The organism is Priestia sp. 3CA3 (assembly GCF_056836725.1).
In genome coordinates, this window is sequence record NZ_JBXENJ010000003.1 from 416,705 (window position 1) to 431,205 (window position 14,501).

At 39.0% G+C, this 14,501-nt stretch carries 11 protein-coding genes; 2 read left to right on the forward strand and 9 right to left on the reverse strand.

Annotation, left to right across the window (positions count from 1 at the left end):
- Nucleotides 1-186 precede the first annotated feature (186 nt).
- Complete coding sequence (locus tag AC1VNJ_RS11460) at nucleotides 187-1,071, forward strand: NAD(P)-dependent oxidoreductase (RefSeq protein WP_482640814.1); 885 nt, start codon at nucleotides 187-189, stop codon at nucleotides 1,069-1,071.
- A 42-nt stretch (nucleotides 1,072-1,113) separates the two neighbouring features.
- Here the strand turns inward: AC1VNJ_RS11460 and galT are convergent, their stop codons facing one another.
- Nucleotides 1,114-2,637, reverse strand: coding sequence for a UDP-glucose--hexose-1-phosphate uridylyltransferase (galT, locus tag AC1VNJ_RS11465; RefSeq protein ID WP_482640815.1), 1,524 nt, complete (start codon nucleotides 2,635-2,637; stop codon nucleotides 1,114-1,116).
- Nucleotides 2,638-2,667: 30 nt separating this feature from the next.
- Nucleotides 2,668-3,846 carry a galactokinase gene (locus AC1VNJ_RS11470; RefSeq protein WP_033578039.1) on the reverse strand — a complete coding sequence of 393 codons (1,179 nt, stop codon included), beginning with the start codon at nucleotides 3,844-3,846 and terminating at the stop codon, nucleotides 2,668-2,670.
- Between the two features lie 338 nt (nucleotides 3,847-4,184).
- On the opposite strand from AC1VNJ_RS11470, the gene AC1VNJ_RS11475 reads away from it, so the two are divergent.
- On the forward strand, nucleotides 4,185-5,078 hold the full coding sequence (locus AC1VNJ_RS11475) for a helix-turn-helix domain-containing protein (RefSeq protein ID WP_013081740.1): 894 nt from the start codon (nucleotides 4,185-4,187) through the stop codon (nucleotides 5,076-5,078).
- Nucleotides 5,079-5,106: 28 nt separating this feature from the next.
- Here the strand turns inward: AC1VNJ_RS11475 and AC1VNJ_RS11480 are convergent, their stop codons facing one another.
- The 7 genes from AC1VNJ_RS11480 to AC1VNJ_RS11510 form a co-directional block, all read right to left on the reverse strand.
- The gene (locus AC1VNJ_RS11480; RefSeq protein ID WP_014461601.1) at nucleotides 5,107-5,358 is read right to left on the reverse strand and encodes a hypothetical protein; all 252 of its coding nucleotides are present in this window, start codon (nucleotides 5,356-5,358) and stop codon (nucleotides 5,107-5,109) included.
- A gap of 188 nt (nucleotides 5,359-5,546) precedes the next feature.
- Nucleotides 5,547-8,150 (reverse strand): ATP-dependent chaperone ClpB, encoded by a 2,604-nt coding sequence (gene clpB / locus AC1VNJ_RS11485; protein WP_482640816.1) that lies wholly within the window; start codon nucleotides 8,148-8,150, stop codon nucleotides 5,547-5,549.
- A 115-nt stretch (nucleotides 8,151-8,265) separates the two neighbouring features.
- Entirely contained in the window at nucleotides 8,266-8,445 is a 180-nt protein-coding gene (locus tag AC1VNJ_RS11490) for a YjzC family protein (RefSeq protein ID WP_013055394.1), read from the reverse strand.
- A gap of 133 nt (nucleotides 8,446-8,578) precedes the next feature.
- Nucleotides 8,579-9,223 (reverse strand): SDR family oxidoreductase, encoded by a 645-nt coding sequence (locus AC1VNJ_RS11495; RefSeq protein ID WP_028412382.1) that lies wholly within the window; start codon nucleotides 9,221-9,223, stop codon nucleotides 8,579-8,581.
- A gap of 102 nt (nucleotides 9,224-9,325) precedes the next feature.
- A complete protein-coding gene (gene argF, locus AC1VNJ_RS11500) occupies nucleotides 9,326-10,276 on the reverse strand; it encodes an ornithine carbamoyltransferase (RefSeq protein ID WP_482640817.1) in 951 nt (316 codons plus the stop codon).
- Nucleotides 10,273-13,383 (reverse strand): carbamoyl phosphate synthase large subunit, encoded by a 3,111-nt coding sequence (locus tag AC1VNJ_RS11505; protein ID WP_460092865.1) that lies wholly within the window; start codon nucleotides 13,381-13,383, stop codon nucleotides 10,273-10,275. The genes argF and AC1VNJ_RS11505 overlap by 4 nt, the downstream gene beginning before the upstream one ends.
- On the reverse strand, nucleotides 13,376-14,449 hold the full coding sequence (locus AC1VNJ_RS11510; RefSeq protein WP_028412385.1) for a carbamoyl phosphate synthase small subunit: 1,074 nt from the start codon (nucleotides 14,447-14,449) through the stop codon (nucleotides 13,376-13,378). Before AC1VNJ_RS11510 ends, AC1VNJ_RS11505 begins: the two co-directional genes overlap by 8 nt.
- Between the last annotated feature and the right edge of the window lie 52 nt (nucleotides 14,450-14,501).

Here is a 14,501-nt window from a genome sequence, read left to right on the forward strand (position 1 = left end):
GCCAGCGCTTTTTTTATTTTTTGGCATAGGTTCTTCTCAGTACTTTCTTTCCTTACCTCGTATTCAAGACATAGGACTGAGAGTGCTTTTCTCTATCTATATATAGTCGGAATCATTGATTATCCCAAACTTTAACTATATAATTTTAGAATAATCAAACTATTAACTTTAGGAGTGAATACTGCTGTGACTAAAGAAAAAATTGGTTTTATCGGAACAGGCGTTATGGGTCAAAGCATGGCCGGGCATTTAATTGACGCAGGATATGAAGTCCTTGTTTATACACGAACAAAAACTCGTGCTCAAGCACTACTTGAAAAAGGGGCCAAATGGAAAGAAACCGTTCAAGAAGTGGCCGAACAATCTGATGTTATTATCACCATGGTAGGCTATCCTCACGATGTAAAAGAGATTTATTTAGGAAAAGACGGCATTATACATAATGCAAAGAAAGGCTGCTATACAATTGATATGACGACATCAAGCCCTATACTTGCTCGTGAGATTTATCAAGCAGCAAAAGAGAAGCACATTCATGCGCTTGACGCTCCTGTTTCAGGAGGAGATATTGGGGCTCAGAAAGCAACCTTAGCGATTATGGTAGGAGGCGATTTTGAAGCATTCTCTGCCGTTACGCCTATTCTTGAAAAAATGGGGACAAATATCGTTCTTCAAGGAAGCGCCGGTGCTGGTCAACATACAAAAATGTGCAATCAAATTGCTATTGCCTCTAATATGATGGGTGTCTGCGAAGCGATACTTTATGCTGAAAAAGCCGGATTAGATCCGAATACCGTTCTAAAAAGTATTGAAACAGGCGCAGCGGGAAGCTGGTCGTTAAGCAATTTAGCTCCTCGCATGATTAAAGGAGACTTCGAACCAGGCTTTTATATTAAACACTTCATTAAAGATATGAAGATTGCCATTGAATCAGCTGAAGAAATGGAGCTGTATACACCCGGGCTAAAATTAGCAAAATCGCTTTATGAACAGCTCGAAAAACAAGGCCAGGATAATAAAGGAACACAGGCTCTGTATACCCTTTTAAAACAGCATGCCCTAACTGTATAAAGACAGGCAGCTCATTACGAGCTGCCTGTTTTTATTAATGATTTACGCTTCATTTAACGAATTCATAAAACGACTGAATGCGAGCTGCCCTTCAACAGTTTGTTTAAACACACCTGCATGCTCTAAAATAGTCGCAAAGATCAAACCGAGCTCTTGTTGAAGAATGCTTTGGACATTTTCCACTTCAATATGCGGATATTTTTTCTTGATGTGTTCAGCCCACTTCACGTGTTTTTTCACTTGATCATGCCTGCTGGCTACTTCACTCAGGTTATTCTGAACTAACCCTTTGGCCACTAGACTCATTTCGTCTTTCAAACGACCGGGTAAAACCGCAAGCCCCATTACTTCAATTAAACCTATGTTCTCTTTTTTGATATGATGAACTTCTGCATGCGGATGATAAATGCCATCTGGATGCTTGCTGTTTGTTCGATTGTTTCGCAGTACTAAATCTAATTCGTACAAATCCCCTCTTTTCCTAGCAATAGGCGTGACCGTATTGTGAGGAGTTTGATCTGTAAAAGCTAAAATACCAGCACTTTGATCACTATATGATTTCCATTTCTTCAAAATGAAATCCGCTGCTTCCACTAATGGTGCAAGGTGCGAACTTTGAAGACGAACGACCGACATTGGCCAATGAACAATTCCAGCTTTCACGTTTGGATGCGCTTCAAGAGAGAACGATTTATTTATTCTTGCTTTAGCCATAGGAAACTCATGATAGCCTCCTTGAAAGTGATCATGCGTTAAAATAGATCCTCCTACGATGGGTAAATCTGCATTTGACCCTAAAAAATAATGTGGGAATTGTTCAACGAAGGCAAGCAGCCGCTTAAACGTTTGCTTTGAAATATGCATAGGTGTATGCTCACTCGCAAAAACAATGGCATGTTCATTATAATAAACGTAAGGTGAAAACTGCATGTACCACAGCTCTTCCTGCAATTCCACAGGGATAATCCGGTGATTTTGGCGAGCTGGGTGGTTAATGCGGCCTGCATAGCCAGCATTTTCTTTACAGAGCAGGCATAGCGGGTAGTTGCTTTCTTTCAGTGATTTGCTTGCTGCAATTGCTTTTGGATCTTTTTCCGGCTTAGATAAGTTGATAGTAATTTCAAGTTCTCCAAAGTCAGTGTTTGTTATCCATCTTTCGTTTTTAGCAATTCGATCTCTGCGAATATAGTGAATGTCTTTTGACAGCTTATAATAATAGCTTGTGGCTTTTTGAGGGTTTTGCTGATAGTGATCGTAAAAGGTTCGATTAACCTCTGAAGGCATGCTTGCAAAGCATCCCATTATTTTGGTATCGAATAAATCTCTATATGTGATAGAATTATCGGCGATTCGATTGTTTTCGGCAGCCCAATCAAGCATGTTATCTAAAATAGCAGCTGGATGTTCCAAACGTTCTTCTTTAACTTCTACCGTAATACATTCGTCGAGTTCTAACACTTCCAGCAGTTTATTTCTCACCACATCTATATCCCATTTTGTTACTAGATTCTTTTGTAAACCATATTGAATAAGTCGGGTGATTTCTTCATGAATGTTGACTGACATACACTCGTTCCTTTCTCTATCTGTTTTCTCTTATACTGCTTCTAATGTGAGTTCACGCGCTCCTTCTCCAACCGTAACCACATAAAATTCAGCTTCTAAACTCGTTTGCTTATAATAAGCGTCTTTTACTTCCTCAATAAATCTATCAACCTGTGCTTTTTTTACGATACTGATTGTACAGCCGCCAAAGCCTGCACCCGTCATGCGTGATCCAATCACACCTTCTTGCAACCAGGCTGCTTCTACAAGAGCATCTAATTCTTTTCCACTTACTTCATAGTCATCTCGCAGCGAACAGTGCGACTCATTCATCAATTGACCAAATCCTTTTAAATCGCCGTTTTGCAATTTAGCAACCGCTTCTTTTGTGCGTTCATTTTCATATACCGCATGTTTAGCGCGCTTACAATCTACTTCGTTTTGTATTAAAGATTTGTGCTTTTCAAATTGTTCTTTCGTTAAATCACCAAGCGAATCAATGGAAAGTGAAGTTTGCAAATCTGATAGTGCTCTTTCACACTCCATACGGCGCTCATTATATTTTGAATCTGCCAGCCCTCTTCGCTTATTTGTGTTAGAAATAACGAGCACAGCATCTGTTAGCTGCAGCGGGCTATACTGGTATTCAAGAGTCTGGCAGTTTAACAATACGGCTTGATTTTCTTTTCCCATTCCAATTGCAAACTGATCCATAATCCCGCAGCTTACGCCGATAAATTCATTTTCAGCTTGCTGCGCCATTTTTACAAGGTCCATCATATCAATATTCAATTCAAGAATTTTATTTAAAAGTACGCATGTGACTAACTCAATTGATGCCGACGATGAAAGCCCTGCTCCGTTAGGAATATTGCCGAAAAACAAGATATCAAAACCAAAAGGAAGATCATATCCGTGCTTTTTAAAGGTGTCCATTACTCCTTTTGGATAATTAGCCCAATCATCCTCGGTTTTGTACGTTAATTGCTCTAAAGAGGATTCAATAACGCCTGCTTCAGAGAAGTTTTTAGAGTACATACGTATTTTTCGATCATGACGTTTTTGTACTACCGCATACGTTCCTATACTCAATGAACAAGGAAAAACATGCCCTCCATTATAATCAGTATGTTCTCCAATTAAATTGACACGCCCTGGTGCAAAAAAGCAGCGAATAGCTTCTGACGAATGAAATATTTGTTTGAACTCTTCGATTAATTTTTCCAGCATTTATTATCACCTATTTTAAGTAGTTTTTTGGAAACGGATTCATATGTACATTGTAAAGTCCAATTTTCCTTGCCTCAATGGTAAAATTCCTATCGATAATCGGTACTTTTTTGCTTATCAATTTAAAAATGATTCTTTTAAATTGATGATGAACTGCTCTTGCGCCAAAAAGGTGTTATCTTCATGGGAGCCTTGACTTGCAAATTATAAGAAAATAATAGATTTAGAGACATTCACTAAAAATAATCATGATATTTTCAAAAAATTATAGAAAAATGAAAGCGATTACGTTAAAGTAAGAATTAAGTACTACTTTATTTCAAAAAGAAGGTGAAAATTTGCTCTCACATTTCCAAGCTCAAGAATATTCAACGTACGCATACAGGTTTTTAGAATCCCGCACAAACGAAGTTGCGCAGCTCTGGTCGGTTGGATGGGATGAAGTTTTCTCGCCCCTTTATAACTGGAGCGGAAATCAGCGAAAAGATGTAGGAAAATATATTTTTCAATACACGGTTTCTGGGTACGGGATGATTGAAATAGATGGACAAGAATATAAAGTGGATGCTGGAAAAGCATTCATCGTCAATATACCTGGAAATTATCGCTATTACTTACCAAAGGAAAGTGAAAACTGGGAGTTTATTTTTCTTACATTATACGGAGATGAAGTACAAAAATGCTGGGATTATATTCAGTCAACCCACTCCCCTGTAATTCGATTTCACCCTGAATCAGCACCTGTTCAGCTGCTTGCTCAGATATATAAGAGGGCAAGTGAAAAACATATAGCAGATCCGTTTCATGCCTCAAGCTTATCTTACCGCTTTGTAATGGAGCTGTATCAATATATTAAAAGCATGGACAGTTTTACAGAGGATTGGCCTGAAAGTATCATTAGCTCTATTTTATTTGCCCGCAATCATTATCATGAAGAAATCGGTCCGGATGAAATGGCAGATGCAGCTCATTTATCTCGCTATCATTTTAGCCGGTTATTCAAACAAACAACAGGGATTACGCCGATTCAATATTTAACGAAGCTTCGCATTCAAAAAGCGGCCGAGCTATTGCATCAAACCAAGTATTCAATCGAAGAAATTGCTGAAAACGTTGGCTATGCAAATGCCAATTATTTAACAAAAGTATTTCGTAAAACAACCAATATGACACCCGGGCAGTATCGAAAAAGTGATGCATCCATTGATGAACACTTTGCATTACCAAAATAAAAACGACTTCCATAAAAGGAAGTCGTTTTTATTTTTTATCGGGAATTTCTACTACCACAGAACCTTTTTCGTAAATAAAAGTCAATTTTTTACCCGGGATAATCATATTTTCTAAAATATCTCGTGCAGCTTGAAGTGCAAACTCTGTCCGTTCTGCCTTTTCCTGCACTTCTTCATTTTCAGCTTGAAGATCATTTTTATCCAGCGCTCTTATTTTAGTTAATGCCTGATCTATAAAATCGTATGCTTCGTCATATATAAGCTCTATACGGTCCTTCATGTGCTCATTCATGCTCCTTTGCCCATTTTGTATTATCATAAATGAATTAGATATATTCTACAACCTAAAACTGAATAAGTTTTTACGCTTAGCTCTCACGTATTTTTTTTATTTATTTTAAAAGGGATGCTGCTCTTAATAGCAAAAAAAGACCATTAAAATTATCATGAATGGCCTTTTGAGAAAACTTATACGCTGACAACAAACTCATCATCTTTTACATCAACTGTCACTTGACTATAATCTTCAATTTGCCCTGCAATTAATTCTCTGGCAATTTTTGTTTCAATATATTTTTGAATAAACCTTTTTAAAGGGCGCGCTCCGTATACCGGATCAAACCCGGAGGCCGCAATATGATTTTTTGCTTCTTCTGTTAACATTAACGAAATATGACGATCGGATAAACGCTTTTCAAGCTGAAGCAATAGCTTATCAATAATTCCCTTTACTTCATGAACAGTTAGCGGTTTGAATAAAATCGTGTCGTCTACTCGATTTAAAAATTCTGGGCGAAAATGCTGTCTTAATTGAGCCATCACTTGCTCTCTGGCTTTTTCAGTAATCTCGCCTTCACTTGTTAAACCATCTAATAGAAATTGAGAACCAATATTTGACGTCATAATAATGACCGTATTTTTAAAATCAATGACTTTTCCTTTTGAATCTGTTGCTCTTCCATCATCTAGTATTTGAAGGAGCACGTTAAATACTTCAGGATGAGCTTTTTCAATTTCATCTAACAAAACGACTGAATAAGGCTTGCGTCTCACCGCTTCCGTTAGCTGTCCGCCTTCTTCATACCCTACATAGCCAGGAGGCGCTCCTATAAGCCTAGAGACCGCATGCTTTTCCATGTATTCAGACATATCAATACGAACCATTTGTTCTTCACTGTCAAATAACGAATGTGCCAACGTTTTGGCTAGCTCCGTTTTTCCTACTCCGGTAGGTCCTAGGAAAATAAATGATCCAATTGGGCGGTTCGGGTCTTTAATGCCTGCCCTTGCGCGAATCACAGCATCTGTAACTAAGGATACGGCTTCGTCCTGTCCAATCACACGCTGCTGTAAAATTGACTCAAGCTTCAACAGCTTTTCTCTTTCTCCTTCAACTAGTTTCGACACCGGAATTCCCGTCCATCTTCCTACAATTTCAGCAATTTCTTCTTCCGTTACTTCTTCTCTTAACAAACGGTTTTCTTGTGCTTTTTCAGCAGCTGTTTCTTCCAGCTGTTTTAGTTCTTTTTCAAGAGCTGGAATGCGTCCGTGGCGAAGTTCGGCTGCTTTATTTAAATCATATTTCCCTTCAGCTTCTTCTAGGTCTCGCTTCGCTTTTTCAAGCTGCTCCCGGACATCTTGCACCGTTTGAATCGACTGCTTTTCTTTTTCCCACTGCAGCTTCATTGTATCTGCACGTTCTTTTAAATCAGAGACTTCTTTTCGAATTGCCTCTAACCTTGTGATGCTTGCTTGATCTGTTTCTTTACTTAATGCCGCTTCTTCAATTTCAAGCTGCATGACACGTCGCGTTACTTCATCTAATTCTGATGGCATCGAATCAATTTCTGTTCGAATAGTTGCGCATGCTTCATCAATTAAATCAATTGCTTTATCAGGTAAAAAGCGATCTGAGATATAACGATCCGACATAACCGCTGCTGAAACAATCGCCCGGTCATGAATATTTACACCGTGATGAATTTCAAATCGTTCTTTTAAACCACGTAAGATAGAGATTGTATCTTCTACTGAAGGTTCTTCAACCAGCACCTGTTGAAAGCGTCTTTCAAGAGCTGGATCTTTTTCAATATACTGACGATACTCATCAAGAGTTGTAGCTCCTATACAGTGAAGTTCTCCTCTAGCAAGCATTGGTTTTAAAATATTCCCTGCATCCATCGCTCCGTCCGTACGACCTGCTCCAACGATTGTATGAAGTTCGTCAATAAATAAAAGAATTTGACCGTTGCTTTTCTTAACTTCTTGAAGAAGAGCTTTTAAACGCTCTTCAAATTCGCCTCTGAACTTCGCTCCTGCTACTAAAGCTCCCATATCTAATGAGAAGATGGTTTTATCTTTTAATCCTTCAGGCACATCTCTACGAACAATTCGCTGTGCTAGACCTTCAACAATCGCTGTTTTACCAACGCCAGGTTCTCCAATCAAAACTGGATTGTTTTTTGTTTTTCGCGATAAAATGCGGATAACGCGGCGAATTTCTCCGTCTCGTCCAATGACTGGATCAATGTTCCCTGCTCTTACTTCTGCCACTAAGTCTCTTCCATATTTAGCTAACGCTTCATATGTAACTTCCGGATTTTGACTTGTAATTCGCTGATTTCCTCGAAGGCTAGTAAGCACATCTTGCAAAGCTTTTTTTGTTATACCGTGACTTGAAAATAACTTGCCATATTCACTAGAAGACGGTTCCTGTGCTAAGGCTAAAAAGATGTGCTCAACTGAAACATAATCATCTTGCAGACGAGATGCTTCTTCTTGAGCTTTGACAAACAGCTGCTGGAGTTTATTTGTAATATAAACTTTCCCTACTTCAGCTCCACTTCCTGTAACAGCAGGTTTTTTCGCAAGCAGTTGATTTACCTGCTGCTGAAAAGATTGATGATCTATATGTAAATGATCTAATATGCGAGGAGCAATACCATCTTGCTGATGAATAAGCGTATAAAGCAAATGAGCAATATCCACTTCCTGCTGATTTCGTTTAATAGCTTCGGACTGCGCTTCCATCACGCCTTCTTGCAATTTTTGGGTCATTTTATTTATGTCCATTGAACATCCTCCTTCGATACATTTGACCTTTATTGACCTTTATTTCATTATACCCAGCAATGGGAAAACAAGTAAAGCCATTCAATTTAGAATGGCTTCTTTATTTTTTTACTATTTAAGGCTTGCGCATGTATGTCCAGTGGCGGTCATCGTTTGCCGTCTCTGGAAAACGCTCTCCTGCTTTTAATTTAACCTTTTGAGGATTATTTACGTTGCTTCCTGTTTCACCAATTTCAATATACACTCCGTTATTAGGAGCTTTTTGACCCGGTGTGAAATGACGATTTTGTCCCATTGTCCTGCCTCCTCATTCCTGAAATGAAATGTTCTCCTATACTATTCCCTTAAGATTTCCGTTTCATAATGGAGATGTTTTCATATTAGGAACAGAACAGAAAAGAGCAGACCTTTAGATCTGCCCTTTTGTATCAATGAGTAAATTTAATAGCTTGTTCAATTTCAGTTTCTCCGGCTAACATTTCAAACGTTTTTCCTATCGTAGCTTCTTCGTTTAGGCATTCTACAAGCACGGTTGCTACATCTGCTCGAGGAATCGTCTGAGATTTATCTTCAATATCATTATTGATATCAATTTTTCCAGTAGCTGAATCATTCGATAAAGTTCCTGGTCGTACAATTGTATATTGCAGATTAGACTGCTTTAAGTATTCATCCGCTATCGCTTTAGCACGCAGGTAAAGTTGTAAGCCTTCTGGTCCTTGTTCAGGTGCATCTGTTCCCATTGAACTTAACATAACAAAGCGCTTCACACCTTGATTTTTTGCTTCATCAATGATATTTTTAGCACCGTTTTGATCCACAGCGATTGTTTTTTCGTCTCCCGTATGTCCTCCAGAACCTGCTGCAAATATGACAGCATCCATACCTCTTAAAGCATCTGAAACATCTTGCTCCAAGTCACCAAGTACAACGTTAGCGCCCAGCTTTTTTAAAGCGTCTGCTTGTTTTTCGTCGCGAATCATCGCATAAGCTTCATGCTGCTTGCTGTTTGCGACTTTTTCTACCACTTGTTTTCCCGTTGTTCCGTTTGCTCCAACAACTAATACTTTCATCATAAATCACCTTTCGTTCTGTTTAGTATACAACTGGTGTTCCCACAATTAATTCCCTTTAAACAAAAAAACCTTTCTGATATTCTCAGAAAGGTTTTTTTCTTAGCCTAAAATTGCTTGAAGCAAGGCCTTTTGTACATGCATACGATTTCCAGCCTGCTGGAAAACAACCGAATTTGGTCCGTCAATAATGCTTGCTGTCACTTCTTCTTCACGATGCGCAGGCAAGCAGTGGAGAAATAAATAGTCTGACTTCGCATGGGCAGCTAGCTCTTCATTTACTTGATAAGGAGCAAATATTTTCAAGCGCTGCTGTGCTTCTTCTTCCTGTCCCATACTTGTCCACACGTCTGCATAAATAGCATCGGCATTTTTTACAGCCTCTACAGGATCTTTTGTAATCGTAACCTTCGCACCCGTTTTAGCAGCTACTTCATTAACATAAGCTGTTACAAAGTCTTTTGGCTCATATCCGTCAGGGCATCCAATTGAAATATCTATTCCCATTTTTGCACATGCAATCATTAAGGAATGCGCTACATTATTTCCGTCTCCAACATAAGCTACTTTTAGCCCATCAAATGATTTCTTGTGCTCGTAAATCGTTAATAAATCAGCTAGAGCCTGACAAGGATGATAATCATCTGTCAAACCATTAATAACGGGAATGGATGCGTAATCTGCAAGCTCTTCGATCTTGCTATGTTCAAACGTACGAATCATGATAGCATCGATGAATTCAGATAGTACGCGTGCTGTATCAGCAATCGTTTCTCCGCGTCCAATTTGTAAATCCTGGCTGCTTAAAAAGAGGGCGTTTCCTCCAAGCTGCATCATTCCCGCTTCAAATGAGACTCTTGTTCTTGTTGAAGATTTTTCAAAAATGAGCCCCAGCGTTTTTCCTTTTAACGATGTGACGATTTCACCATTTTTATGCTTTTCTTTCAGCTCAATGGCGCTTTCTAAAAGTGACATAATATCGTCTGATGATAAATCTTTAAGCGTAAGCAAATCTTTTCCCTTTAAATTCGTATTTATCGATACTGTACTCATGATACTGTCACTTCCTTTTTAGTTTTTTGAAACCATTCTTGTAGTGATGAAACGTGATATTCATCGACTTGGAACGATTGGAAAAATAGCGAAGCCGTTTCTGCCTCCGTCATAACCATTAAACCGTGTTTTAATGCTGACATACGGCTTTCTTTATCTTCAGGCTGTAAACTTACATATAATAAAGCTTCTTTCGTTTTTACCCATTCACTAACTTCTTTATCTTTAACAAGAGTTAATCCCGCGCTTTGCGCAAGTTCTTCAAGGCCCTGTGCTTCTCCGTTAATATACACTTCTGCAGCACCTTTTTTACTTAACACATACTGATGGAATACTTTTTTTGCTGCTTCTTCAATCGTTGAAGAAATCGCAATTCCTTCACCAGTTGACTTCATTTCTGGTCCAACAAGCGGATCAACTCCTGATAATTTACTTGTCGAAAACACTGGAAACTTAATAGTTGTATAAGCCGGATCCGGCAATAAACCTAGCTTCTCGCTAATTTCCGACAATGATTTCCCAAGCAATATTTGAGTTGATAGCGAAACAAGCGGCGTGTTGCACACTTTGCTTACTACAGGCACTGTACGGCTGGCACGCGGATTAACTTCCAGCATGTAGACTTCATCGTTGTAAATAACATATTGGATATTCATAATCCCTTTATACTGAAGTTTGTTTACAATTTTTTGAGCGTAGCTCACCATTTTTTCTTTATGTGCTGCTTCTACTGTTTTTGCTGGTAAAAGCGCATAGCTGTCTCCTGAATGAACGCCGGCTTTTTCAATATGTTCAACGATTGTCGGAATCAACACATCTTTTCCGTCTGCTACAACATCAATTTCTGCTTCTTTTCCAGGGAAGTAAGCATCAATAAGCATTGGGAAATGAGACGCTTTAATAGCTGGTAAACAAGCCTGCAGCTCCGTTTCATTTTGAATTGTCAGCATTCCTTTTCCGCCAATGACGTAAGAAGGACGAATAAGTAATGGGAATCCCATAGCTTTTGCTTTTTGTACAAGTTCTTGCTCATCTTTCGCCATTTCACCTGGGATATGCGGAATATCACAGTCGTCTAAGAGCTTATAAAACAGGTCGCGATCTTCAAGTGCATCAATAACATCATTTGTAATCCCTAGTAAATTGACGCCAGCTTCTTCTAGCCCTTTAACAAGCGAAATAGCCGTTTGACCTCCGTATTGAACAATTACATCCGTCACATTTTCAGCATCAAGAACGTTTAGCACATCTTCTACTGTTACAGGTTCAAAATATAAGCGGTCTGCTACTTCAAAATCCGTACTTACCGTTTCTGGATTGTTGTTAATTAAAATTGTTTCGTATCCTTCTTTTTCAAGAGCTAACACACCGTGTACAGAGCTGTAGTCAAATTCTACTCCTTGGCCGATACGAATCGGTCCAGAACCGATAATCGCAACTTTTTTATTCGTTGATGGTTCAATCTCACTCTCGCCATAATAACTAGAGTAGAAATAAGCCGTAGAGGATTCGAACTCCGCTGCACATGTATCTACCATTTTGTAGCTTGGCGTAATATGTAGTGCTTTACGTTTCGCTCTTACGTCAAGCTCTGGCACGTTCCATACGCTTGCTAGATACGCATCTGTAAAACCATGCTCCTTCACTTGCTTGAAGTGTTCAGCTGTAATGGAATCAAAACGTACTTCCTTCAAAGAGGCTTCCATTTTAATCAGCTGCGTAAAGTGTGTTAAATAGAAATAATCAATTTGCGTTACTTCATGGATATACTCAGGCGTTGTACCGCGACGTAAAAGCTCAAGGATAACAAAAATACGCTCATCGCTTTGTTCGCCAAGCTTGCTTTTTAATTCATCCGTTGAAAGTTCTTGCAGTTCTTCTACTTCCAATCCTTGTAAATCAATTTCTAAAGAAGACAGTGCCTTTTGGAAGCTACGTGTAAAGTTACGGTCAATAGCCATTACTTCTCCAGTTGCTTTCATTTGCGTGCCAAGCGTTCTCTCCGCGTAGAAAAACTTGTCAAACGGCCATCTTGGAAATTTCACTACTACATAGTCAAGAGCTGGTTCGAAGCTTGCATATGTGTCTCCTGTTACAGGATTTAATAACTCATGAAGCGTGTAGCCTACTGATAGTTTTGCAGCAATTTTAGCAATCGGATAGCCCGTTGCTTTTGATGCAAGAGCAGACGAACGGCTCACACGCGGATTTACTTCAATTAAATAGTACTGCTTGCTTTTTGGATCAAGCGCAAACTGAATGTTGCAACCTCCAATAATGCCAAGCGATGAAATAATTTTAACTGAAGCCGAACGAAGCATTTGATATTCCACGTCGGTTAACGTTTGAGAAGGAGCAACAACTACCGAATCTCCAGTATGAACACCCACGGGATCAATATTTTCCATGTTACAAATTGTAATGCACGTATTGTTCACGTCACGCATAACCTCGTACTCAACCTCTTTAAATCCAGCGATGCTTTTTTCAATTAAGCATTGAGTAATAGCACTTTCACGTAAACCTGACGCTGAAAGTTTTTCAAGTTCTTCCATAGAATAAGCAATTCCTCCGCCCGTTCCGCCTAACGTATAAGCAGGACGTACAATAACAGGAAAACCAATTTTCTCGGCAAAAGCTAATGCTTCTTCTACTTTTGTGACAACTTCACTTTCCGGCACCGGTTCATTTAGTTCATTCATTAATGCACGGAACTCTTCACGGCTTTCACCTTTTTTGATTGATTCAATCGGTGTTCCTAAAAGTTTCACATCGTATTTTGGCAAAATATTTTGTTCATGAAGCTCAAGGGCTAAGTTTAAACCCGTCTGTCCGCCTAATGTAGCTAACAAACCATCCGGCTTTTCTTTTGCAATAATTTTCTCTACGCAGTCTACTGTTAATGGTTCAAAATAGATTCGATCTGCTACGTGAGTGTCCGTCATAATCGTAGCTGGATTATTATTGATTAAGATAACTTCATAACCTTCTTCTTTTAATGACAAGCATGCCTGAGTTCCTGAATAATCAAATTCTGCTGCTTGCCCAATTACGATTGGTCCTGATCCGATTACTAAAATCTTTTTTAATGTTTGGTCTTTAGGCATATACTTTTCCGCTCCCTACTTGCTGTACTTTCGTCATAAATTCATCAAAGATATACGTGCTGTCACTTGGTCCAGGATGTGCTTCTGGATGATATTGAACCGAAATAACAGGAAGGTCTTTATGCATTAAACCTTCAACCGATCCGTCATTCACATTTTTAAATCGAACGCTTAATGGCGTAGACGTAATCGTCTGTTCATCTACGACATAGCTATGGTTTTGAGACGTCATACACACTTTGTTAGTCGTTAAATCAATTACAGGCTGATTAGCTCCTCGGTGACCGAACGCCAGCTTTTTGGTTTCTGCCCCAAAAGCAAGCCCAATTAACTGATGTCCAAAGCAAATTCCCAAAGTTGGATACGCTGAAATAATTTCTTTTAATTCATCCAGCTGACTGCTTACTTGAGTTGGATCTCCAGGTCCGTTTGATAAGACAATGCCATCCGGCTGCAGCTCTTTTACTTTTGAAGAGCTTGTAGAATAAGGAACAACCGTTACTTTGCACTCTCGATTTAGCAGCTCTTGTAAAATTGATTTTTTATAGCCAAAGTCCATTAATACAACGTGTTTTTCACCGTTTCCGTAAGTAACAGGCTCTTTTGTTGACACTTCTTTTACTACATATCCATCGCATTCAGCAGTAAATGCTGGCGGCTCAGCAGATGCCGAAAAGGCAGATTGCATCGTACCTTCTTTTCGAATTCGTTTTACGACCGCTCTCGTATCCACATGTGTAATAAGCGGAATGTTCCATTTCTTTAAATATTGTTTGAAGCTGTACATCGCTTCGTAATGGAACCCTTCATCTGAACATTCGTATACGACAACGCCTGCTACGTGAGGCTTTTTGCTTTCATAATCTTTCTCATTGATACCATAGTTCCCAATCAAAGGGTACGTAAAGACGATAATTTGATCTTTGTAAGATGGATCAGTCACAACTTCTTGATAACCAGTCATTCCAGTAAAGAAAACAATTTCTCCTTCTGCCTGGTGCGTTGCTGTATGTTCAATGTGTCCGGCGAACGAATCGCCGTTTGCTAAGTGTAAATATCCGTTCATTGTGCATCCCTCTTCGAATAATTATTTATAAAACAGAATTTTTATACAAACA